The organism is Cupriavidus sp. 96C5-1, from assembly GCF_057798855.1.
In genome coordinates this window covers 97356-118171 of record NZ_JBYOJU010000008.1, presented here as the reverse complement: position 1 = coordinate 118171, position 20816 = coordinate 97356, and the positions used below count along the sequence as shown (strand labels likewise).

The 20816-nt window shown below is 64.3% G+C and carries 19 protein-coding genes; 11 read left to right on the top strand and 8 right to left on the bottom strand.

Going from position 1 to position 20816, the window contains the following annotated elements; translation table 11 throughout:
* The first annotated feature begins 16 nt into the window (after positions 1 to 16).
* The 11 genes from AC3FOF_RS12355 to AC3FOF_RS12305 all read left to right on the top strand — a co-directional run bounded on the left by AC3FOF_RS12355 (position 17) and on the right by AC3FOF_RS12305 (position 8434).
* Complete coding sequence (locus tag AC3FOF_RS12355) at positions 17 to 1186, top strand: thiolase family protein (protein ID WP_488726751.1); 1170 nt, start codon at positions 17 to 19, stop codon at positions 1184 to 1186.
* Entirely contained in the window at positions 1183 to 1512 is a 330-nt protein-coding gene (locus tag AC3FOF_RS12350) for a Zn-ribbon domain-containing OB-fold protein (protein ID WP_488726750.1), read from the top strand. Before AC3FOF_RS12355 ends, AC3FOF_RS12350 begins: the two co-directional genes overlap by 4 nt.
* Before the next feature lie 116 nt (positions 1513 to 1628).
* Complete coding sequence (locus tag AC3FOF_RS12345; RefSeq protein WP_488726749.1) at positions 1629 to 2399, top strand: cyclase family protein; 771 nt, start codon at positions 1629 to 1631, stop codon at positions 2397 to 2399.
* Between the two features lie 49 nt (positions 2400 to 2448).
* On the top strand, positions 2449 to 2592 hold the full coding sequence (locus AC3FOF_RS12340) for a hypothetical protein (RefSeq protein WP_488726748.1): 144 nt from the start codon (positions 2449 to 2451) through the stop codon (positions 2590 to 2592).
* 317 nt (positions 2593 to 2909) lie between these two features.
* Positions 2910 to 5114, top strand: a complete 2205-nt coding sequence (locus AC3FOF_RS12335; RefSeq protein WP_488726747.1) for a thiamine pyrophosphate-dependent enzyme — start codon at positions 2910 to 2912, stop codon at positions 5112 to 5114.
* A gap of 79 nt (positions 5115 to 5193) precedes the next feature.
* A complete protein-coding gene (locus AC3FOF_RS12330; RefSeq protein ID WP_488726810.1) occupies positions 5194 to 6654 on the top strand; it encodes an indolepyruvate oxidoreductase subunit beta family protein in 1461 nt (486 codons plus the stop codon).
* 36 nt (positions 6655 to 6690) lie between these two features.
* Positions 6691 to 7134, top strand: a complete 444-nt coding sequence (locus AC3FOF_RS12325) for an acyl-CoA thioesterase (RefSeq protein ID WP_488726746.1) — start codon at positions 6691 to 6693, stop codon at positions 7132 to 7134.
* 143 nt (positions 7135 to 7277) lie between these two features.
* Complete coding sequence (locus AC3FOF_RS12320) at positions 7278 to 7511, top strand: hypothetical protein (RefSeq protein WP_488726745.1); 234 nt, start codon at positions 7278 to 7280, stop codon at positions 7509 to 7511.
* A 172-nt stretch (positions 7512 to 7683) separates the two neighbouring features.
* Positions 7684 to 7809: a hypothetical protein gene (locus tag AC3FOF_RS12315; protein ID WP_488726744.1), complete on the top strand. Its 126-nt coding sequence runs from the start codon at positions 7684 to 7686 to the stop codon at positions 7807 to 7809.
* A gap of 3 nt (positions 7810 to 7812) precedes the next feature.
* Complete coding sequence (locus tag AC3FOF_RS12310) at positions 7813 to 8211, top strand: hypothetical protein (protein ID WP_488726743.1); 399 nt, start codon at positions 7813 to 7815, stop codon at positions 8209 to 8211.
* Positions 8201 to 8434 (top strand): H-NS histone family protein, encoded by a 234-nt coding sequence (locus tag AC3FOF_RS12305; protein WP_488726742.1) that lies wholly within the window; start codon positions 8201 to 8203, stop codon positions 8432 to 8434. The genes AC3FOF_RS12310 and AC3FOF_RS12305 overlap by 11 nt, the downstream gene beginning before the upstream one ends.
* 594 nt (positions 8435 to 9028) lie before the next feature.
* On the opposite strand, the gene AC3FOF_RS12300 is transcribed toward AC3FOF_RS12305, so the two are convergent.
* The 8 genes from AC3FOF_RS12300 to aceE all read right to left on the bottom strand — a co-directional run bounded on the left by AC3FOF_RS12300 (position 9029) and on the right by aceE (position 20803).
* Positions 9029 to 9682 carry a trimeric intracellular cation channel family protein gene (locus AC3FOF_RS12300; protein WP_488726741.1) on the bottom strand — a complete coding sequence of 218 codons (654 nt, stop codon included), beginning with the start codon at positions 9680 to 9682 and terminating at the stop codon, positions 9029 to 9031.
* Complete coding sequence (locus tag AC3FOF_RS12295; RefSeq protein WP_488726740.1) at positions 9679 to 10374, bottom strand: DUF6781 family protein; 696 nt, start codon at positions 10372 to 10374, stop codon at positions 9679 to 9681. The genes AC3FOF_RS12300 and AC3FOF_RS12295 overlap by 4 nt, the downstream gene beginning before the upstream one ends.
* Before the next feature lie 25 nt (positions 10375 to 10399).
* A complete protein-coding gene (gene phbB / locus AC3FOF_RS12290; protein ID WP_488726739.1) occupies positions 10400 to 11146 on the bottom strand; it encodes an acetoacetyl-CoA reductase in 747 nt (248 codons plus the stop codon).
* A gap of 39 nt (positions 11147 to 11185) precedes the next feature.
* Positions 11186 to 12361, bottom strand: a complete 1176-nt coding sequence (locus tag AC3FOF_RS12285; protein ID WP_488726809.1) for an acetyl-CoA C-acetyltransferase — start codon at positions 12359 to 12361, stop codon at positions 11186 to 11188.
* A 97-nt stretch (positions 12362 to 12458) separates the two neighbouring features.
* Positions 12459 to 14666, bottom strand: a complete 2208-nt coding sequence (locus AC3FOF_RS12280; protein WP_488726738.1) for an NADP-dependent malic enzyme — start codon at positions 14664 to 14666, stop codon at positions 12459 to 12461.
* A 25-nt stretch (positions 14667 to 14691) separates the two neighbouring features.
* Positions 14692 to 16464: a dihydrolipoyl dehydrogenase gene (lpdA, locus tag AC3FOF_RS12275; protein ID WP_488726737.1), complete on the bottom strand. Its 1773-nt coding sequence runs from the start codon at positions 16462 to 16464 to the stop codon at positions 14692 to 14694.
* Between the two features lie 11 nt (positions 16465 to 16475).
* Positions 16476 to 18125, bottom strand: a complete 1650-nt coding sequence (aceF, locus tag AC3FOF_RS12270) for a dihydrolipoyllysine-residue acetyltransferase (protein ID WP_488726736.1) — start codon at positions 18123 to 18125, stop codon at positions 16476 to 16478.
* Positions 18126 to 18148: 23 nt separating this feature from the next.
* Positions 18149 to 20803, bottom strand: a complete 2655-nt coding sequence (gene aceE / locus AC3FOF_RS12265; RefSeq protein ID WP_488726735.1) for a pyruvate dehydrogenase (acetyl-transferring), homodimeric type — start codon at positions 20801 to 20803, stop codon at positions 18149 to 18151.
* Between the last annotated feature and the right edge of the window lie 13 nt (positions 20804 to 20816).

Sequence of the window (20816 nt, the reverse complement as noted above, 5' to 3'; positions counted from 1 at the left end):
ACAACAAACTCATCGAATGACGATCAGTGAATATGACGACGTGGTGTTGGCCGCAGGCGTGGAAGTGCCATATCGCCGCCAGGCACCGCAGGGGAGCACCGCAGATCTGCTGGCGCAGGCGTTCAATGCCGCGCTCGTCCAATCAGGGCTCACCGCGAGCGAGGTGGACGGCCTCGGCGTGGCGTCATTCACGCTGGCTCCCGATCATGCGATCGATATGGCCTGGCGGCTTGGCCTCAGTCCCCGATGGTCCATGGACGACTGTCATGGTGGCGCCAGCGCCATCAATCTGTTGCAGCATGCCGTGCGAGCGATACAGTGCGGCGACGCAACGGTGATCGTTCTGCTCAGCGGCGATCGTTTTACACCGGCCGATTTCAAGCAACTGATCGAGAACTACAACGTGACGACCAGGACGTATCTGAGGCCTCTCGAACACGGAGGGCCGAATAGCCTGTTCGCCATGCTGACCCAACGGCATGCGCGTCGTCACGGATTGACCCGGCACGACTACGGAGCCTTGTGCGTAGCGCAGCGCGCCTGGGCGGCGCTCAATCCAGGCGCGGTATACCGCGCGCCGCTGACGCTCGACGAATACCTTTCGGCACCGATGGTCGCGGATCCGTTGGGCCGCTTCGATTGCGTGCCCGTGGTCTGCGGCGCAAATGCGGTAATTGTGGCCCGAGCCGATCTGGCCCGCCGCGCCGGGGTTGCCGTACGCGTGCGGGCGCTGCAATGCCGCTATAACCTCGATCAACAGGCCGGTGACGGATTGCAGACCGGGCTGGTCGCGCTGGCGGATGATCTGTGGCGGCAGGCCGGCGCCGGCCCGCAGGACATGGATCTGGTATCGGTGTATGACGATTACCCGGTCATGGCGCTGGTGCAACTGGCCGATCTCGGCTTTGCGCCGGATGGGGATCTACGTGGCCTGATTGCACGCATCGCCTCGCATGATTTACCGATGAATACGTCTGGTGGCCAGTTGTCCGCCGGCCAGGCGGGCGCCGCCGGGGGCATGCATGGGTTGGTCGAAGCGGTTATCCAATTGCGCGGGCAAGCCGGTGCACGACAGGTGGCCGGCGCACGCCTAGCAGCCGTGAGCGGCTATGGCATGGTCGAGTATCGCTACGGCATGTGCGCGAACGCTGTGGTGCTCGATCGGGTGGACAAGGAAGCAAGATGAACCTTATCGTTGTTCATTGCCGGCAATGTGGCACGGTGCTGTTCCCCGTGCGCTATAGCTGTCCGCACTGCGGGGCGTCGGACTGGGAAGAGCAGGTCGCGGAAGGCGGCACGGTCGAGGAAGTAACGGTTGTGCGCCATCGCGTCGGCGCGCAGCACGGTGAAGACGTGCACTTGGCCACGGTTAGGTCGACGGCCGGGCCGGTGGTGATTGCCCGTCTCGATAGCGCCATGCAAGTTGGTGACGCGGTCTCGCTGGAGCTGGATGACGCTATGCGCGTTCTCGCCCATGCCGGGCACATCCGGAGCACGGGAGCGTCGACGTAGTGCCAGTGCGAGTGCGGACCAGATGAGTCGGGCATGTCGCGAGCTTTGAACTCACATGAAGGCCGTCGAGGGAACCAAAACGCTGTTCGTTGTCAACCGAGGGAGGATGTAGCGAGATGCTAGTAGAGTTTGCAGAAGCACTGCAGAGCGGTGCGATTCGCGTGATCGACCTGAGCCAGACGTTGCATGCACGTACCCCTATCATTCCGCTGCCGCCTGAGTTCGGGCAGAGCGCGCCCTTCCGCCTGGAAGAGATCTCGCACTTCGACGAACGCGGGCCGGCTTGGTACTGGAACAACATTTCGTGTGGCGAGCATACCGGCACGCATTTCGACGCGCCGATACACTGGATCACCGGGAAGTACTTTCCGAACAACGCGACGGATACCATCGACGTGCAGAAGTTCATTGCGCCTGCGTGCGTAATCGATGTTTCCGCAGAAGTCCGCGAGAATCCCGATTACCTGCTGACCATCGAACGCGTTGAGCAATGGGAAGCGCAGCATGGCCGCATCCAGGCAGGTTCTTGGGTGCTGATGCGCACTGATTGGTCACTGCGCGCGGATCCGGCCGAGTTCCTGAATATCCGGGAGGACGGCGGGCACACGCCTGGCGGGCATCCTGATTTGCCCGCCTTTCTCGCCAGGGAACGCGATGTAATCGGCTGGGGAACGGAAGCCATCGGTACCGATGCGGGACAGGCTTATGCGTTCAAGGAACCGTTCCCATGTCATTCCAGTATGCACGGCAACAACAAGTTCGGTCTGGCAAGCCTCGTCAATCTGGATAAATTGCCGCCGATCGGCGCGGTCCTGGTCACCCCGCCGCTCAAGATCCAGCGCGGTTCGGGTAGCCCGTGCCGGGTACTTGCTTTGATCGAGGCGTGATACTGGAACTCGCCCTTACCTGATCGGTGCTCTCGCCATCGGCATGCCGATGTTCCGTAACTCCGTTGCCGTCAGCTATCTTCTGGTCGCGTTGGCAGGCGTGGGCAGCGTCTCGGTATCCCTGATCTTCACCGGATACGTGGCCGGTTACTACCCTGCATACGCATGGCCGTGGCAACAGGACAGGCTCTGAGCTTCACGCGATTCGGCCCCGTGAGCGACCCGCTCGTCGGCGATTACGTGCCCGGCTCAAGCCTGATCTTCAGTTGGAACTGCATTACGTTCCCATTGCTGGCTTTGCCAGCTGCGCTGGCTGTGGCGCTGCTGCCATCTGCACGGGAACCAATCGTCGTTGCCCGCGCTGGCCAACAGAGCAACGTATAAATCGCCTGAGGGGGAAACGGAAGCCGTCCCCGTGATCTCGAGTTCCGCGCATGCATATGACTATGGAGTTGTTTATGCCAAAACTATATTCGTCTCGCCTCAACGTGAACGTCAGGAAGATGAGCCATGGCTGAGCGTTCCTTTGCCGAAGAAGTCAAGAAGTTGCGCCAGGGTTCCGGCGAGGTATTCAGCGGCGAGGGCATCCTCGCGGTCACCAAGGCGCTGCTGGAATCTGGCGTCGCCTACGTGGCTGGCTACCAGGGCTCGCCGATCTCGCACCTGATGGACGTGCTGGCCGATGCGCAGGACATCCTTGCCGAGCATGGCATCCGCTTCGAGAACAGCGCGAGCGAAGCCACCGCGGCTGCGTCGCTGGCCGCCTCGGTCAACTACCCGCTGCGCGGCGCGGTAACGTTCAAGGCCACCGTGGGCACCAACGTGGCATCAGACGCGCTGGCCAACCTGGCTTCGGGCGGCGTCACCGGCGGCGCGCTGATTATCGTCGGCGAAGACTACGGCGAAGGTTCCTCGATCATGCAGGAGCGCAGCCACGCGTTCGCGATGAAGTCGCAGATGTGGCTGCTCGATCCGCGCCCCAACCTGCCATGCATCGTGCAGGCGGTGAAGGACGGTTTCGACTTGTCGGAAGCGTCCAATACGCCGGTGATGCTCCAGCTGCGGGTGCGCTCGTGCCACGTACATGGCCAGTTCGCCGCCTCCGACAACCGCCGCAGCCGTTTCTCGATCCAGGACGCGCTGGACCATCCCACGCGCGACCTCAGCCGCATCGTGCTGCCCCCGGCGAGTTTCATGCACGAGCACGAGAAGATCAAGCAGCGCTGGCCGGCCGCCGTGAAGTTCATCGAGGACCGCCAGCTCAATGAGTTCTTCCAAGGCGAGATGGATGACGTCGGCATCGCCGTGCAAGGCGGCAGCTATAACACGCTGATTCGCGCGCTGGAGCAGCTCGGCCTGGCCGATGTGTTCGGCCAGTCGAAGATCCCGCTGTACGTGATGAACGTAGCCTACCCGCTGATCGATTCGGAGTGGGAACGCTTCTGCGCGGGCAAGCGCGCGGTGCTGGTACTGGAGGAAGGCCAGCCCAACTTTATCGAGCAGAACGCCGCCAACATCCTACGCATGACCCGTGCCACGGCGACGCTACATGGCAAGGACCTGCTGCCGCTGGCTGGCGAGTACAATACCGCGACCGTGCTCAAGGGCCTGCGCGCCTTCCTGGAGCAGTACGGCAAGATTGAACCGCTGCCTGAGCCGGAGCCGAAGCCTGTCACCCGCAAAGTGATCCCGCTGGTGCAGGCTCCGGCCACCACCGTCGATACCGTGGCCGCAGAAGTGCTGGAACCGCAAAAGCTGGTCGACGAGAGCGTGCATGCGCGCCCGCCAGGCTTCTGCACTGGCTGCCCGGAGCGCCCGATCTTCACCGCGATGAAGCTGGTCGAGCGCGAGATCGGCGAGCATCACGTGAGCGCCGACATCGGCTGCCACCTGTTCTCGATCCTGCCGCCGTTCAACCTGGGCAACACCACCATGGGCTACGGCCTGGGCAGCGCCAGCGCCGCGGCGCTCAACGCGCCCGCCGGCAAGCGCGCCATTTCCGTGATGGGCGACGGCGGCTTCTGGCACAACGGCCTGACCAGCGGCATCGCCAACGCGGTCTTCAACAAGAGCGACAACCTGACCATCGTGGTCGACAACAGCTACACGTCGGCCACTGGCGGGCAGGACATCCTGTCCTCGACCGCGTTGAACGATACCCGCAGTACCGGCCACGCCATCGAGGACGCGGTCAAGGGCGTAGGTGTCAAGTGGGTGCGCACCATCCGCCGCACCTATGACCTGAAGGCGATGAAGGCCACCCTCAAGGAAGCGCTGACCACCGGCGTCAAGGGCCCCAAGGTGCTGATCGCGCAGAGCGAATGCATGTTGAACAAGCAGCGCCGCGAGAAGCCGAAGACGCGCAAGGCAATCGCCGACGGACAGCGCGTGGTACGCGAGCGCTTTGGCGTGGATTCGGACACCTGCACCGGTGATCACTCGTGCATCCGCCTGTCCGGCTGCCCTTCGCTGACGATCAAGCCCAACCCGGACCCCCTGCGCACCGATCCGGTCGCCTCCGTGCTGGACAGCTGCGTGGGCTGTGGCCTGTGCGGCGAGGTCTCGCACGCAGCGGTGCTGTGCCCGTCGTTCTACCGCGCGCAGATCGTTACCAACCCGACCCGCATCGACAAGCTGCGCCAGCGCCTGCGCAACGGCGTGATCGGCTTCCTTCAGCGCCGCGATGCCGCCCGTCGCACCCGCCTTGCATTCTGAACACCAAGTTTCGAGAGGTTCCATCGTGAACGCACCCAACAACCTCAGCGCCAAGCCGATCAAGGTCGCCATCCTCGCCATGGGCGGCGAAGGCGGCGGCGTGCTGGCCGACTGGATCGTGGATCTGGGCGAGCACAACGGCTATATCGCGCAGACTACGTCGGTACCCGGCGTGGCGCAGCGCACCGGCGCCACCATCTATTACGTCGAGCTGTTCCCGCGCGACCTGGCCGAGCAGGCTAGCCGCCAGCCGGTGCTGGCGCTGATGCCCACCCCTGGCGATGTCGATGTGGTACTCGCCTCCGAACTGATGGAAGCCGGCCGCGCCGTGCAGCGCGGACTAGTGACGCCGGATCGCACCACGCTGGTGTCTTCCACCCACCGCGTCTACTCCATTGCCGAGAAGTCCGCGATGGGCGATGGCCGCGTCGACAGCAATGAGCTGATTGCCCATGCCGGCAAGGCCGCCAAACGCTTTGTACGCTTTGACATGGCGCAGGCCGCCGAAGCCAGCGGCAGCGTCATCAGCGCCGTGCTGTTCGGCGCGCTGGCAGGCACCGGCGTGCTGCCGTTCAGCCGCGCCCAGTTCGAAGCCACCATCGAGCGCGGCGGCGTTGGGGTGAAGCCCAGCCTGCGCGCTTTTGGCGCGGCGTTCTCCAAGGCCGAGGCCGCAGAGACGCCCGCCGCAGAGGCTGCAATGCCGCTGGGCGAACTCAAGCCGCAGGATCCCAGGGTTGCGCAGTTGCTGCAACGCGCCCGCGCAGAGCAGCCGACCGAAGTCCGGCAAGTCGTGGTGGAAGGCGTGCGCCGCATGATCGACTACCAGGACGTGGCCTACGCCGGCCTGTACCTGGATCGACTGGCTGCCGTGCGCCAGGCAGTCGGCAACGACAACAGCGCCCTGCTGCGCGAAACCGCGCGCCACCTGGCGCTGTGGATGTCGTACGAAGACACCATTCGCGTGGCAGACCTCAAGACCCGCGACTCGCGCTTCGCGCGTGTGCGGGGCGAAGTGCACGCCGGCGACAAGCAATTGCTGGCGATCAACGAGTTCATGCACCCGCGCCTGGAAGAAATCTGCGAGACATTGCCAGCCGGACTCGGCCGCTGGCTGATGCAGCCGCATTTCGTGCACCGCCTGGTGCGCCGCTTCACCACCTCCGGCCGCGTGGTCACCACCAGTTCGCTGCGCGGCTACCTGATGCTGTGGGCGGTGTCGCGGCTGCGCGGCATCCGCCGCAGCACGCTACGCTATGCACTGGAAACCGAGCGTATCGAAGGTTGGCTGGCCCAGGTGCTGGCCGCCGCCCGCCTCAATCCCGCGCTGGCGCTGGAAGTGGTGCAGTGCCAGCAGCTGGTGAAAGGCTACAGCGACACCCATGTGCGCGGCCTGACCAACTACCAGACCCTGATGAACGCCGTGATGCGGGCGGGTACCCGCCTGGCCCCGGCCACGCTGCGCGAGTTGCGCGAGGCGGCGCTGGCCGACGAGCACGGCAAGAAGCTGAAGGAAGCCCTCGCTCGCCACGCGCTGGCGTGACCTTCACGGGCCAACCCATACCAGGAACCGCGGACCATGACCACTACGCATACCTTCCGGCGCCAGCACAAGATCCATTTCTCGGAATGCGACCCGGCCGGCATCGTCTTCTACCCGCAGTACTTCGTGCTTTTCAACGACCTCATCGAACGCTGGGTCGACACCCTGTTGCCGGACGGCTACCACGGCGTGATCGGCGCGCGCCGGCTGGGCATGCCGACCGTGCACCTGGAGGTGGACTTCAAGGCAATCAGCCGCTTTGGCGACCAGGTCTGGCTGGAGCTGGTCGTGGTGCGCCTTGGGGGCAAGTCGATCACGCTGGCCTGGCGCTGCGCCGGCGAAGATGGGGAACTGCGCATGGTGGCCACGCAGACCATCGTGATGACCTCGCTGGACACGCATCTGGCGATTCCGGTGCCCGATGACCTGCGGGCCGCCATCGAATACGGCCCTGTCCCCGCAGACCGGCCCACCGTCTGAATGCCGGCGTACCCGCAGCGCGGGTGCCGAAGGCTCCGGTAGTAACCCTCCCAGCCACGCAATATGAACGTTCCCGTCTTCACGACTAAACCAAGCAAAATCGCCCGCAGGCGCTGCGCTACGAGGAAAAGAAAGACAGCGGCGTGTCGGCACCGATCGCCGAAATCCAGCCCCTGGCACCGGGTGGCACGTCCGACGTGGTTGGGGATCTCTGGCGCACCTTCAGCAAGCCGCAGGAGAACATGGTTCGCGGCGACCTGCGTGGGCGCAATGCAGCGGGCAAGCGTATGTCGACGCGACCCGTGCAGGGCATCGACCAGAGCATCAAGGTCAACTGTGCGGTCCTGGCCGAAGAAATGCGCAAGCTCAAAGGCTGACCGGCTACTAGTAGTCAATGCCCGGCCCAGCCCGGCACAGTGCTTTGCTGGTATCGGGGCTAGTGGCAGATGCTGCAGATGCACCAACCAATACGACCATGATTCCATTCCGATGGTTACTCGGCCTTCGGAGGGGGCATACGGATTCGGAAAATAGAGATCCTCTTGGGCTTTGCGCCTGGCTTGCGCGCGCCCGCTCGACTGGCTGCAGACCTTCTCGCACACGCAACGCGCCTGCCGCAAGGAGGCCGAGCGCTTCCTGCTATGGGCGATCCTGGTGCGCCGCAAGCGGCTGTAGTCGATGGCCAACGAGGATTGCGTGGCCTACCGCGAGTTACTCGCGGCGCCGCCAGCGGACTGGTGCGCCCCGTGCTCGCGCGAGCGCTGGAGTCCGGTGTGGCGCTCCTTCGAGGGACCGCTGTCGCCGCGCGCCCAGGGCTACGCGCTCGGCGTGCTCAACAATCTCTACCGCTTCCTGGTCGACCAGAACTACCTGATGGGCAATCCCTGGCACGGCATCCACGTGCCGCGCGAGGCGCGGCCGGCGCTGGATGTGGGGCGCAGCCTGACCGAGGACCAATGGGCGTTCGTGCTGGCCCAGCTCGACGCGCTGCCGCCCACCTCCCCCGGAAAGGGTGATTGTGCGGCCCAAATCGCTGCACCTTTCCGGCTCCCAAAATGTTATGCCTATGTCCCTTGAGATCGGGCACGCCGTAGCCACGGTGTGGATCCGTGTGCAGATGGCAAGGCACGGCCTGACCTTGGCCGACCTGCACGCCGCGGGCTGCTTCGCCGAGAAGGCGCCGCCGGCACCCGAGCCGACGCACATCTACCGCAATGCCGAAGGGCAGAAGTGGGACGGGCAGGGCGAGTGCCGGGCCGTCAACGCGGGGCAGTCGGCGGAGCATTTCCGGGCGGGTTGAGTGCGAGCCAGACCGGGCCGAGCGGTCGCCGTGAACCAAGGCCAACCGCGCAGGCGCCCGGGCGCGGCAGGCGATCAGCACGCTGTACCGGCTGCTCAGGCGCATTCTTAAGGGTGCGGTGCGTCGCAGCATATGCGTTGGCGTAGGGATGGGGCCGACGTAGGCCCATGCATGGCGCTCCGCACAACTAGACGTTGATCCTGGCGATATCAGCTGGCAAAAAAAATATCACGCCTTGATCATTTGTATAGTGCAGTATTGAATGAATTCTCCAGGCGCGGGGTTGGTGGCGCGGACGGTCTCGGTGAGCGAGGCACAGGCGTGCCAATGACACGGTGCACCTTCCGGAGTGCACAAGGTATGGGTTTCGTGGTGTACGCTGCTGCCACGGGCAGCCAACATCATCGGCGAAGAGCCCAAGGATGCCGCCTCAGCAAAACGAGGCGGCAAGAGACTGCGATGGCCCAGGGGCCGGCCCGGTGTTTTGGTGTTGCGGGCATAGGGCGTGAGGTAAGGGTGGTTGGCGCGGGGCTTGCGATCGTGCTCCTTTGAAGACAATGGCAGCGAGCAGCTACGGGTGCGCTGGTCGGCTCGTCATTCACGGCCGGCACGGCGAGTGCCTGGCGACAGATCGACTGGCGTCGGCGCTGTCCAGCCGTAGCGCAGTGCGAGCATACGGATCGCGAATCCGACAATGATGGTTGCAATGGCAGCAAGCGAGTCGGAGACCCCTCCACTGGTCACCAAGGCTGCATAGCACGCGCTCGCGAGACCTGCGGCGATGGCGTAGATGGGGCCTGGAAGTACCAGCTGGGGTTGTTCGCCTGCCAGCAGATCACGCAATACCCATCCGCCCACCGCGTTAATGCTGCCGATGAGGACGGCGCCGGGCGGGTCGAGCCCGATGCCGATCGCTTTGCCAGCGCCAACGGCCGCGAAGAAGCCTATCGAAAGTGCATCCAGGGCCAGCAGCAGCCGGTGCAGCCGCCTGACGGCGGAGGCAAAGAAGAAAACGGCCACGGCACAGATGACCACGGTCAGCAGGATACGGACATCCGTGAGCACAACTGATGGGCCAGCGCCTTGCAGCAATACGTCGCGCATGATGCTTCCGCTGCAGCCCGCGGCAAACGCCAGGGCGAGAACGCCGCTCAAGCCGAAGCGGCGTTCGGCCGCGAACAGCGCGCCGCTCAGCGCACCGACCGCCGTGGCCAGCAGACTGATGGCTGTCGTAGTGTCAAGGCTCATCGTCGAGTTACAGTGCTTGCGGCAAGCGGCCGCGCGGTTTCCGGTTGCTCACGCAGGGCCTCGGACATGCCGATGAACACGCCGCTCACCAGCGTGGCGTAGTGCTCCATCCACAGCTCGACGCTGCGCTGCCGGAGCGCCTGGCCGTCACGGAGGGTGCCCTGGGCCTTGTCGGTGAGCTGCTCGATGGCGGCGGTGGCGCTGGCACCCGTTGCGGTGCCTTTCAATTGCACCGCTTCCAGCACGGAGGACCATGGCCCCTGGATCGATTGCGCCCCGCCGCGGACGGTTCTGCTGATGGTGTCGAACAGCACGTCCTCCATCTGCTTGATCTCGTCCATGGCCTGTCTGACGCTGGGCTCGCCTAATGCCACGCCCCGGTCTACGAGCTGTTGCAGTGCGCGTCGATTGGCCTCCACGGCCTGTACCAGAGCGGCGTCCATCCCCTCAATCGCCTTGGTCAGCAGGGATTCGGTGTCGGAGCCAACCGTGCCGCCCATGGCCAAGCTACTGGATGTCGCTTGCGTCATGGTCTTCAGCACATCCCTGATACTCTTCACGGTCAATTCCCGGCTTTGCAAAACCTGCATCGTGAGCTGCTGAACCGTCTGCCGCAGCAATGCACCTTGCTGAGCGGAGGCCTGCGCGAGCTTCTCGATCAGGACTGCCTGGTCGATGTCGGATTTCGTCATAGCTGTTTCCTTATGCTGTCATGCATCACTGCATGTGCTGACCACCGTTGATCGCGATGTTGGCGCCGGTGACGAACGCCGCCTCTTCCGAGGCCAGGTAGATCACGAGGCCGGCAACTTCCTCGGGCTTGCCAAGGCGCCCGACCGGAATCTGCGGAAGGATCTTGGAGTCGAGAACCTCCTTCGGGATCGCCGTGACCATTTTCGTGCCGATGTAGCCCGGCGAGATGGTATTCACGGTCACGCCCTTTCTTGCCACTTCGAGCGCCAGCGCCTTGGTGAAGCCGTGGACGCCGGCCTTGGCGGCCGAGTAATTGGTCTGGCCGAAGGCACCCTTCGAGCCGTTGACCGATGAGATGTTGATGATGCGTCCCCAGCCGCGCTCGACCATGTCATCGGCGACCTGCTTGGTCATGTTGAACAGGCTGTCGAGGTTGGTGCGCAACACGGCATCCCAGTTGAGCTTATCCATCTTCTTGAAGGTCATGTCGCGCGTGATGCCGGCGTTGTTGACCAGCACTTCCACGGGACCGAGTGCGCGTTGCACCTCGGCCACGGCCTTGGCGCACGAATCGAGGTCGCCCACGTCGCAGGGCACCGCCAGCATGCGGTAGCCACGGGCTTCCATGGTGCCAATCCATTCCGCATGTTTGGTGTTGCCGGGGGAGTAGGTCACCGCCACCTTGTAGCCGGCGTCCGCCATCTTGGTCGAAATCGTTTCGCCAAGACCGCCCATGCCGCCAGTGACCAGAACTACGCGTTGCTTGCTCATATCTATCTCCTTTGTTTGTGTTTGTGGATGAACTAGATATCAGCGCTCAACGGCCAGCGCCACGCCCATGCCACCGCCAATGCACAGCGAAGCCAGGCCGCGCTTGGCGTCACGACGGGTCATTTCGTGAATGAGGGTCACCAGGATGCGGCAGCCTGAGGCGCCGATGGGGTGGCCGATGGCGATGGCGCCACCGTTGACGTTGATCTTTTGGGTGTCCCAGCCCATTGCCTGGTTGACGGCGCAGGCTTGTGCGGCAAAGGCTTCGTTGATCTCCATCAGGTCCAGGTCGGAGGCTTTCCAACCGGCCTTCTGCAGGCACCGCTGCGAGGCCGGCACCGGCCCCATGCCCATGATGCTGGGGTCGAGGCCAGCCGAAGCATACGCGGCAATGCGAGCCAGGGGCTTCAGCCCCAACTCGCGCGCTTTGGCCACCGACATCATTAGTACCGCGGCCGAGCCGTCGTTCAGGCCCGAAGCGTTGCCGGCGGTCACCGTGCCGGCTTTGTCGAAGGCCGGCTTCAGGCTGCCTAGGGATTCAACGGTGGTGCCGTGCTTGATGAACTCGTCGCTGTCGAAGATCAAGGTTCCCTTCTTCGAGACGATGGAGACCGGGACGATCTCGTCGCGGAACCGGCCAGCCTTCTGCGCGGCCTCTGCCTTCTGCTGCGAAGCGGCGGCGAACTCGTCTTGCTGGGTGCGCGAGATGTCGTACTTCCTTGCCACGTTCTCGGCCGTGATGCCCATGTGATACTGGTTGTATACGTCCCACAGGCCGTCGGTGATCATGGTGTCGATCACCTTCCAGTCGCCCATGCGCCGTCCGTCGCGCGAACCCAGCAGCACGTGGGATGAAGCACTCATGTTTTCCTGGCCACCGGCTATGACGATGTCGGCATCGCCGCATTTGATGGCCTGGGCTGCCAAGTGCACGGCTTTCAGACCCGAGCCGCAAACCTTTCCTATGGTCATGGCGGGCACGCCAACGGGAAGTCCGGCCTTGATGCCCGCCTGGCGGGCTGGATTCTGCCCGCTGCCCGCGGTCAGCACCTGACCGAGCAGCACCTCATCGATGAGCTCCGGCTGCAGGCCGCTGCGTTCGAGCAGCGCCTTGATGACTGTGGCGCCGAGTTCCGGGGCCGGGACGTTAGCCAAAGCGCCTCCGAACTTGCCTACTGCGCTCCGGGCCGCTGCGACGATAACGACATCTTCCATGTAATTTTCCTGAGGGAGTGAAGGGTCTGTGGAAAAGAGGGGGGCGAGGTGCCAGCTGGTTTCGGTGCCGACGACGTGTCGGCCAGCACATGTGCGCTCAACTCCCGGTCCGTTCGGCACCGGCCTCGGCCACAGCCACGGCCGTCATGTTGACGATGCGGCGCACGGTCGAAGAGGGCGTGAGAATATGAACCGGTCGGTCGGCGCCGAGCAGGATGCCGCCGACGGTGATGCCATTGGCGGCCGCGATGCGCAGCAGGTTGTAGGCGATGTTGGCCGCATCGACGCTGGGCATCACCAGCACGTTGGCCTCCGTGGTGAGGCCGGTGTCGGGGAACTCTCGGTCGAGGATGGTCTTGGACAGCGCGGCGTCACCGCGCATCTCGCCGTCGACGGCCAGCTTCGGGGCGCGCGCCTTCACGAGCGCCAGCGCCTCGCGCATCTTCACAGCCGCCGGAATCCCGGAACTGCCGAAGCTCGAATGGGACAAGAGCGCCACGCTGGGCGTGACGCCGAAGCGGCGCACCGTCTCGGCTGCCATGAGCGCGATCTCCGCGATCTGGTGCGCGGTCGGGTCTGGATTTACGTGCGTGTCGCAAAGGAAGAGCTGGCGACCCGGCAGGATCAGCATCTGCATGGCTGCAAAAACATCGCTGCCGGGTGTCAGGCCGATTATCTCGCGCACATGGGCAAGGTGATCGTCGAAAGGCTCGGCCGTACCGCACAGCATCGCATCGGCACGGCCCTGACGCACCAACATCGCGCTCACCAAGGTGCCGCGACATGCGAGATTGTGGGCTGCCCTGGTCAGGTCGACGCACTCGCAGTCCTGCCCCGGCCTCAGGCGCAAGCCGAACTGCTCGATGCGCTCGCCGATCACCTCGGGTCGGCCCACCAGCAGCGGCTGCGCGATGCCTTCGTCGACCACGATCTGCGCCGCGCGCAGTACGCGCTCGTCCTCGCCTTCGGCGTAGGCCACGCGCTTCGGTGCGCGCTTGGCGGCGGCAAACACCGGCTGCATCGCGCTGCCCGACCGATAGACGAACTGGCTCAAGCGCTGGCGATAGGCTCGCAGATCGTCGATCGGCCGTGTCGCTACGCCGCTGTCCATCGCCGCCTGGGCCACGGCCGGTGCCACGACCTCTATCAGCCGCGGATCGAAGGGCTTGGGGATCAGGTACTGCGCGCCAAAGCGCAGGCCCGCAGCGCCGTAGGCCTGCGCCACCGTCTCAGGGATCTCGGCATGCGCGAGCTCGGCGATGGCGCGCACGGTGGCCAGTTTCATCTCCTCGTTGATGGTAGTCGCACCCACGTCGAGCGCACCGCGAAAAATGAAGGGGAAGCACAGGACATTGTTGACCTGGTTCGGATAGTCCGAGCGGCCAGTGCCGAGGATGGCGTCGGGCCGCACCGCGAGCGCCTCCTCAGGCATGATTTCGGGCGTCGGATTGGCCATCGCAAGAATGACGGGGTCACGCGCCATGGTCTTGACCATCTCGGGCTTCAGGACGCCCGGCGCCGACAGACCCAGGAAGATGTCGGCACCGGGGAGTGCATCGGCCAGCGTCCGGGCACCGGTGTCGCGTGCATAGCGGGCCTTGCTGGCATCGACGTTCGCGCGGCCCGAGTAGATCACGCCCTTGCCATCGCTCACCGTGATGTTCTCGCGGGTGAGCCCCAGGCTCACCATCAGGTCCAGGCAAGCCAGCGCCGCGGCGCCGGCGCCCGAGGCCACTAGCTTGACCTTGCCGATCTCCTTGCCCACGTGCTTGAGCGCATTGAGCAGCGCTGCGGCTGCCACGATGGCGGTGCCGTGCTGGTCATCGTGGAAGACCGGGATCTTCATGCGCTCTCGCAGTTTCTGCTCAATGTAGAAGCACTCGGGCGCCTTGATGTCTTCGAGGTTGATGCCGCCGAAGGTCGGTTCCATGCGGGCGATGGTGTCGATTAGCGCGTCAGGGTCGTTCTCGGCCAGTTCGATATCGAACACGTCGATGCCGGCGAATTTCTTGAACAGGCAGCCCTTGCCCTCCATTACTGGCTTGCCGGCCAGCGGGCCGATGTTGCCGAGGCCCAGCACCGCGGTGCCGTTGGTCACCACGGCGACCAGGTTGCTGCGTGCCGTGAGGCGGTCGGCTTCGCGCGGGTCCTCGACGATGGCCAGGCAGGCCTCTGCTACGCCCGGCGAGTAGGCGAGCGCCAGGTCGCGCTGCGTTGCCATGGCCTTGGTAGGCATGACGGAAATCTTGCCGGGCGTGGGGTGGCGGTGGTAGTCAAGCGCGGCTTCGCGCAGGTCGTCTGCCATGGTTGTCTCCTGGAACAGTCGTTGGCTAGGTCTTCTTCATCGGCGGGAGGTCAGTGCAAGAGCCGTGCGCCACCTCGGCCGCCATGCCGATGCTCTCGCCCAAGGTCGGATGCGGATGGATCGTCTTGCCGATATCCACCTCGTCGGCGCCCATTTCGATCGCGAGCGCCACTTCGCTGATCAAGTCGCCGGCATGGGTGCCGACGATGCCGCCTCCGACCACACGGTGCGTGGCCTCGTCGAAGATCAGCTTGGTGAAGCCCTCATCGCGGCCGTTCGCGATGGCGCGGCCTGAGGCGTTCCAAGGGAAGTGCCCCTTCTTGATCTTGATGCCACGTGCCTTGGCCTCGTCTTCCGTCAGGCCGACCCAGGCGATCTCGGGGTCGGTGTAGGCCACGCTCGGGATCACGCGGGCATCAAACCGTGCCTTCGTGTCGCCCGATGCCACCTCGGCCGCCACGTGCGCCTCGTGCACCGCCTTGTGCGCCAGCATCGGTTGGCCGACGATGTCGCCGATCGCGAAGATGTGCGGCACGTTGGTACGCATCTGTACGTCCACCGGAATGAAGCCGCGCTCACCGACGATGACACCGGCTTTATCGGCACCGATCTTGTTGCCGTTGGGGCTGCGTCCCACCGCCTGCAGCACCAGATCGTAGAGTTGCGGCTCCTTGGGAGCCTGCTCGCCCTGGAAGTTGACGAGGATGCCGTCGCTGGTGGCCTCGGCGTTCACTGTTTTGGTATTCAACATGATGTTGTCGAAGCGCGGTGCGTTGAGCTTTTGCCATACCTTCACCAGATCGCCGTCGGCGCCGGGCATGAGGTTGTCGAGCATTTCGACGACGTCGAGCCGGGCGCCGAGCGTCGAGTAGACCGTCCCCATCTCCAAGCCGATGATGCCCCCCCCGACGATGAGCATGCGCCGGGGCCTGTCACGCAGTTCGAGCGCACCGGTCGAATCGACGATGCGGGGGTCCTTGGGCAGGAACGGCAGGTGGACCGCCTGGGAACCCGCGGCGATGATGCACTGCTTGAAGCGAATCGTCTGCGTCTGGCCAGTTGTCTGCTGGCCGCTGCCGGTGGTTTCATCGACTCGCAGATGGTGCGGGTCGAGGAAGGTGCCCACGCCGCGCGCGATGGTGACCTTGCGCATCTTCGCCATCGCGGCCAGGCCGCCGGTCAGCTTGCCGGTGACCTTGTTCTTGTGCGCGAGCAACTTGTCGAGATGGATTGTCGGGGCGGCGAACTCGACGCCCAGGTCTGCGAAGTGAGCGGCCTCGTCCATCACGGCGGCGACATGCAGAAGCGCCTTGCTCGGAATGCAGCCTACGTTGAGGCACACGCCGCCCAGCGTCGGGTAGCGCTCCACGAGCACGGTATTCATGCCGAGGTCGGCGCTGCGGAACGCCGCCGAATAGCCCCCCGGTCCGGCGCCGAGGACAAGCATGTCGCATTCCAGGTCCACGCCACCGGCGTAGCCCGACGGGCTTGGGACGAGCGCAACCGCTGGCGCGGCGGCGGCAGGCGGCGGCGCCGGTACCGTCACGGCGGCCGTGGCGGCGTCGGCTTCCAGCGCAAGGATCACTGAGCCTTCGCTGACCGTATCGCCGACCTGGATTCGCAGTGCCTGGACAATGCCTGCGTGCGTCGATGGAATCTCCATCGACGCCTTGTCGCTCTCGACCGTGATCAGCGATTGCTCGATGCTGACAGCGTCTCCCGGCTTGACAAGTACTTCGATGACGGTGACCTCCTTGAAATCGCCGATATCGGGAACCTTGACTTCGATCACTGGCATGCTTGGCCTCCTTACAGCAGGATTCGGCGGAAGTCCGCCATGAGTTGAGCGAAGTAGGCGTTGAAGCGTGCCGCCGCGGCGCCGTCGATCACACGATGGTCCCAGCTCAGCGACAGCGGCAACATCAGGCGCGGCTGGAAGGTCTTGCCGTCCCACACCGGTTCCGTCGTGCTCTTGCAGACACCGAGGATCGCGACTTCGGGGGCATTGATGATCGGCGTGAAATAGCGCCCGCCAATGCCACCCAGCGACGAGATCGTGAAGCTGGCACCTGACATCTCCGCCGGGCCCAGCTTGCCGTCGCGCGCCTTCTTGGCGAGTTCTCCCATCTCCTGCGAGATCTGCATGACGCCCTTCTTGTCGCAGTCCCGAACGACTGGCACCACGAGGCCATTGGGCGTATCGGCGGCGAAGCCGATGTGGAAATACTGCTTGAGCACCAGTTGGTCGCCATCGAGCGAACTGTTGAACTCAGGGAACTTCTTCAGCGCCGCAACCGATGCCTTGATCAGGAAGGCCAGCATCGTTACCTTGACGCCTGACTTCTCGTTCTCCTTGTTGGTCTGAACGCGGAAGGCTTCGAGCTCGGTGATGTCGGCCTCATCATGGTTGGTGACGTGCGGGATCATTACCCAGTTTCGGTGCAGGTTGGCGGCGCTGATCTTCTTGATGCGCGAGCGCTCTTTGCGCTCGACAGCGCCGAACTTGCTGAAGTCGACCTTGGGCCATGGCAGCAGGCCGAGTGCTTCGCCGCCGGCCGCAGGCGGCTTGGCCGCCGAGGCCTTGGTAGTGGCCGTGCCGCTCATCACGGCCTTGGTGAAGTTGCGAACGTCTTCTTGCGTGATGCGGCCCTTGGGACCGCTGCCCCTGAGTTCTTCCAGGGGCACGCCGAGGTCCCGCGCAAATCTTCGTACCGAGGGCGAGGCATGGGGAAGGGCACCGGTCAATCCGGTGGGAGCGTGAGCCGGCACCGCGAGCTGCGCCGGCACGGAAGCGCTGCTCGCGGCCGCTGGTGGAGCTGGTGCTGCAACCGTCGCCACTTCGGGCGCCATTGCCGGAACGGCCGGCAGCGCTGAGGTCGCGGCGCCTTCCAGCACGGCGATCAAGTCGCCGACGTTGACCGTGTCGCCCACCTTGACCTTGAGTATCTTGAGCACGCCCGCACCGGACGACGGTATTTCCATCGAGGCCTTGTCGGACTCGACTGTGATCAGCGACTGCTCGGCCGTAATGGCGTCACCTGGTGCCGCCAGCAGTTCGATCACCGTCACATCCTTGAAATCGCCGATGTCCGGCACCCGGACCTCGACCGGACCAGCCGGGGCACCCGCGCTTGCGGCGGCCTGTACCGGTGCAGCGAGCGCGGCAGCTTTGGCTTCGGACGCCTGCGGCGTCGTCGGCGTGGCCGATGCCACCGCCACGCCATTGGCCTCAAGCACCAGGATGACGGCGCCCTGCTTGACCTTGCTACCGACGTCGACCTTCAGTTCCTTGACCACGCCCGCGCCGCTCGACGGGATTTCCATTGACGCCTTGTCCGACTCCACCGTGATCACCGATTGATCGGCCAGGATCGCGTTGCCCACCTGCACCATCACCTCGATGACCGAGACCTCGTCGAAATCGCCGATGTCGGGCACCTTCACTTCAAGCAATGCCATGGTTTGTCTCCGTATTATTGCGATCAGGCATACAGCGGATTGATCTTGTCGACATCGATGCCGTACCTGGCGATAGCCTCGGCGACCTTGCTGGCGTCGATCTCGCCGTCGTCGGCCAGCGCCTTGAGCGCGGCGACCGTCACCCAATGGCGGTTCACCTCGAAATGGTTGCGCAACTTCTCGCGCGTGTCCGAACGGCCGAAGCCGTCGGTACCCAACGTGACATAGCGTCGGGGCACGAATGCCCGGATCTGTTCGGCGAACAGCTTGACGTAATCAGTGGCTGCAATCACCGGGCCCTTGCTGTCCTGTAGGCATCGCTCGACGTGCGACTGCCTGGCCTTTTCCGTCGGGTGCAGCAGGTTCCAGCGCGCCGCGTCCTGGCCGTCGCGCGACAGCTCGTTGAAGGAGGGGCAGCCCCACAGGTCCGATGCGACGCCCCAGTCCTGCTTGAGCAGGGCTGCGGCGGCAATGACCTCATTGAGGATCGTCCCGCTGCCGAGCAGCTGCACGCGGGGGCCGCTGCTCGCGGCGCTCTTGCGCAAGGCGTACATGCCCTTGAGGATGTCGGCCTCGGAGCCCTCCGGCATCGCCGGATGCTCGTAGTTCTCGTTCATCACCGTGATGTAGTACCAGACGTCTTCTTGCTCTGCGTACATGCGGCGCAGGCCGTCCTGGATGATCACCGCCAGCTCGTAGCCGAAGGTCGGGTCGTAGGAGATGCAGTTCGGTATCACCGAGGAGTGAATGTGGCTATTTCCGTCCTCGTGCTGCAGGCCCTCGCCGTTCAAAGTGGTACGCCCTGCCGTGCCACCGAGCTGGAAGCCGCGCGAGCGCATGTCGCCAGCGGCCCAGCACAGGTCGCCGGTGCGCTGCAGCCCGAACATCGAGTAGTAGATGTAGAAGGGGATCATCTGCACGCCGTGCGTCGAGTACGCGGTAGCGGCGGCAATCCAGTCGCACATCGCACCCGCTTCGTTGATGCCCTCCTGCAGGATCTGGCCGTCCTTGGTTTCCTTGTAGAACATCAGTTGGTCGTGGTCTTGCGGCACGTACCGCTGGCCTTCCTGGTTCCAGATGCCGACCTGGCGGAACATGCCTTCCATGCCGAAGGTCCGCGATTCGTCGGGCACGATGGGCACCACATGCCGGCCGATGTTCTTGTCGCGCAGCAGCGTGTTCAGGATGCGCACAAAGGCCATCGTGGTGGAATACTCGCGGCCCTCGCCCGAGGCCTTGAGCTGGGCATCGAAGGCGGACAATTCCGGCACCTTCAGCGGCTCGGCCTTGGTGCGCCGTGCCGGCAGATAGCCGCCGAGCTCGGTTCGACGCGCGCGCATGTACTCCAGTTCCTTCGAGCCTTCGGCGAAATTGAGGTAGTCGACGTCTTCGATCTGCTGATCGCTCAGGGGAAGCTTGAATCGCTCGCGCATGCCCTTGAGCGCTTGCACGGTCATCTTCTTGGCCTGGTGGGAGATGTTCATTGCCTCGCCGGACTCGCCCATGCCGTAGCCCTTGATTGTTTTGGCCAGGATCAGGGTCGGCTGTCCCTTGTGGTTGACCGCCGCGTGGTACGCGGCATAGACCTTGTGCGGATCGTGGCCGCCGCGGTTCAGCTTCCAGATGTCATCGTCGGAGTAGTCGGCGACCAGGGCCTTGAGTTCGGGCGTGTTGAAGAAGTGCTCGCGCACATAGGCGCCGTCCTTGGCCTTGTAGGTCTGGTACTCGCCATCGCAGCATTGCATCATCCGTTGCATCAGGATGCCGTCCTTGTCGCGCGCGAGCAGCGCATCCCAGTGCGTGCCCCAGATCACCTTGATCACGTTCCAGCCCGCTCCGCGGAATTCGCCTTCAAGTTCCTGGATGATCTTGCCGTTGCCGCGCACGGGGCCATCCAGCCGCTGCAGGTTACAGTTGATGACGAAGATCAGGTTGTCCAGCTTCTCGCGCCCGGCCATGCCGATCGCGCCCAGGCTTTCCGGCTCGTCGGTCTCGCCATCGCCAAGGAAGGCCCAGACCTTGCGGTTGCCGGCGTCGATGAAGCCGCGCGAATGCATGTACTTCATGAAGCGCGCCTGGTAGATCGCCATCAGCGGGCCAAGGCCCATCGAGACGGTTGGAAACTGCCAGAAATCTGGCATCAACCACGGGTGCGGGTATGAGGAGATGCCCTTGCCGTCCGCCTCCTGGCGGAAGTTGTCCATCTGGTCCTTGCTCAATCGGCCGAGCATGAAGGCGCGGGCATAAATGCCCGGGGCCGAGTGGCCCTGCACGAAGACCAGGTCGCCGCCATGCGTCCCGGATGGTGCATGCCAGAAGTGGTTGTAGCCCACATCGTAGAGCGTCGCAGCCGACGCGAAGCTGGAGATATGGCCGCCGACATTGGTTTCCTTGCCCGCACGCAGCACCACCGCCGCCGCATTCCAGCGCGTGTAGGAGCGGATGGTATGCTCAATACCTTGGTCGCCCGGGATCCTGGCTTGCTGGGCGACAGGGATCGTATTGACGTATTGCGTGGTGGCGGAGAACGGCAGATTGGAGCCCGCTAGCCGCGCCTGGTCGATCAACTGTTCAATCAGAAAATCTGCTCGCTCCTGCCCGCCGCTGGCGAGCACGCTGGTGAGCGCGTCAAGCCATTCCCGGGTCTCCTGAGGGTCCTTGTCGGGCATCGTGTTCATGACTTCTCTCCTT

Coding starts and splice junctions, on each gene's coding strand:
- AC3FOF_RS12355 (WP_488726751.1), top strand. CDS start 17: ATGACGATCAGTGAATATGACGACGTGGTGTTGGCCGCAGGCGTGGAA.
- AC3FOF_RS12350 (WP_488726750.1), top strand. CDS start 1,183: ATGAACCTTATCGTTGTTCATTGCCGGCAATGTGGCACGGTGCTGTTC.
- AC3FOF_RS12345 (WP_488726749.1), top strand. CDS start 1,629: ATGCTAGTAGAGTTTGCAGAAGCACTGCAGAGCGGTGCGATTCGCGTG.
- AC3FOF_RS12340 (WP_488726748.1), top strand. CDS start 2,449: ATGTTCCGTAACTCCGTTGCCGTCAGCTATCTTCTGGTCGCGTTGGCA.
- AC3FOF_RS12335 (WP_488726747.1), top strand. CDS start 2,910: ATGGCTGAGCGTTCCTTTGCCGAAGAAGTCAAGAAGTTGCGCCAGGGT.
- AC3FOF_RS12330 (WP_488726810.1), top strand. CDS start 5,194: ATGGGCGGCGAAGGCGGCGGCGTGCTGGCCGACTGGATCGTGGATCTG.
- AC3FOF_RS12325 (WP_488726746.1), top strand. CDS start 6,691: ATGACCACTACGCATACCTTCCGGCGCCAGCACAAGATCCATTTCTCG.
- AC3FOF_RS12310 (WP_488726743.1), top strand. CDS start 7,813: ATGGCCAACGAGGATTGCGTGGCCTACCGCGAGTTACTCGCGGCGCCG.
- AC3FOF_RS12305 (WP_488726742.1), top strand. CDS start 8,201: ATGTCCCTTGAGATCGGGCACGCCGTAGCCACGGTGTGGATCCGTGTG.
- AC3FOF_RS12300 (WP_488726741.1), bottom strand. CDS start 9,682: ATGAGCCTTGACACTACGACAGCCATCAGTCTGCTGGCCACGGCGGTC.
- AC3FOF_RS12295 (WP_488726740.1), bottom strand. CDS start 10,374: ATGACGAAATCCGACATCGACCAGGCAGTCCTGATCGAGAAGCTCGCG.
- phbB (WP_488726739.1), bottom strand. CDS start 11,146: ATGAGCAAGCAACGCGTAGTTCTGGTCACTGGCGGCATGGGCGGTCTT.
- AC3FOF_RS12285 (WP_488726809.1), bottom strand. CDS start 12,361: ATGGAAGATGTCGTTATCGTCGCAGCGGCCCGGAGCGCAGTAGGCAAG.
- AC3FOF_RS12280 (WP_488726738.1), bottom strand. CDS start 14,666: ATGGCAGACGACCTGCGCGAAGCCGCGCTTGACTACCACCGCCACCCC.
- lpdA (WP_488726737.1), bottom strand. CDS start 16,464: ATGCCAGTGATCGAAGTCAAGGTTCCCGATATCGGCGATTTCAAGGAG.
- aceF (WP_488726736.1), bottom strand. CDS start 18,125: ATGGCATTGCTTGAAGTGAAGGTGCCCGACATCGGCGATTTCGACGAG.
- aceE (WP_488726735.1), bottom strand. CDS start 20,803: ATGAACACGATGCCCGACAAGGACCCTCAGGAGACCCGGGAATGGCTT.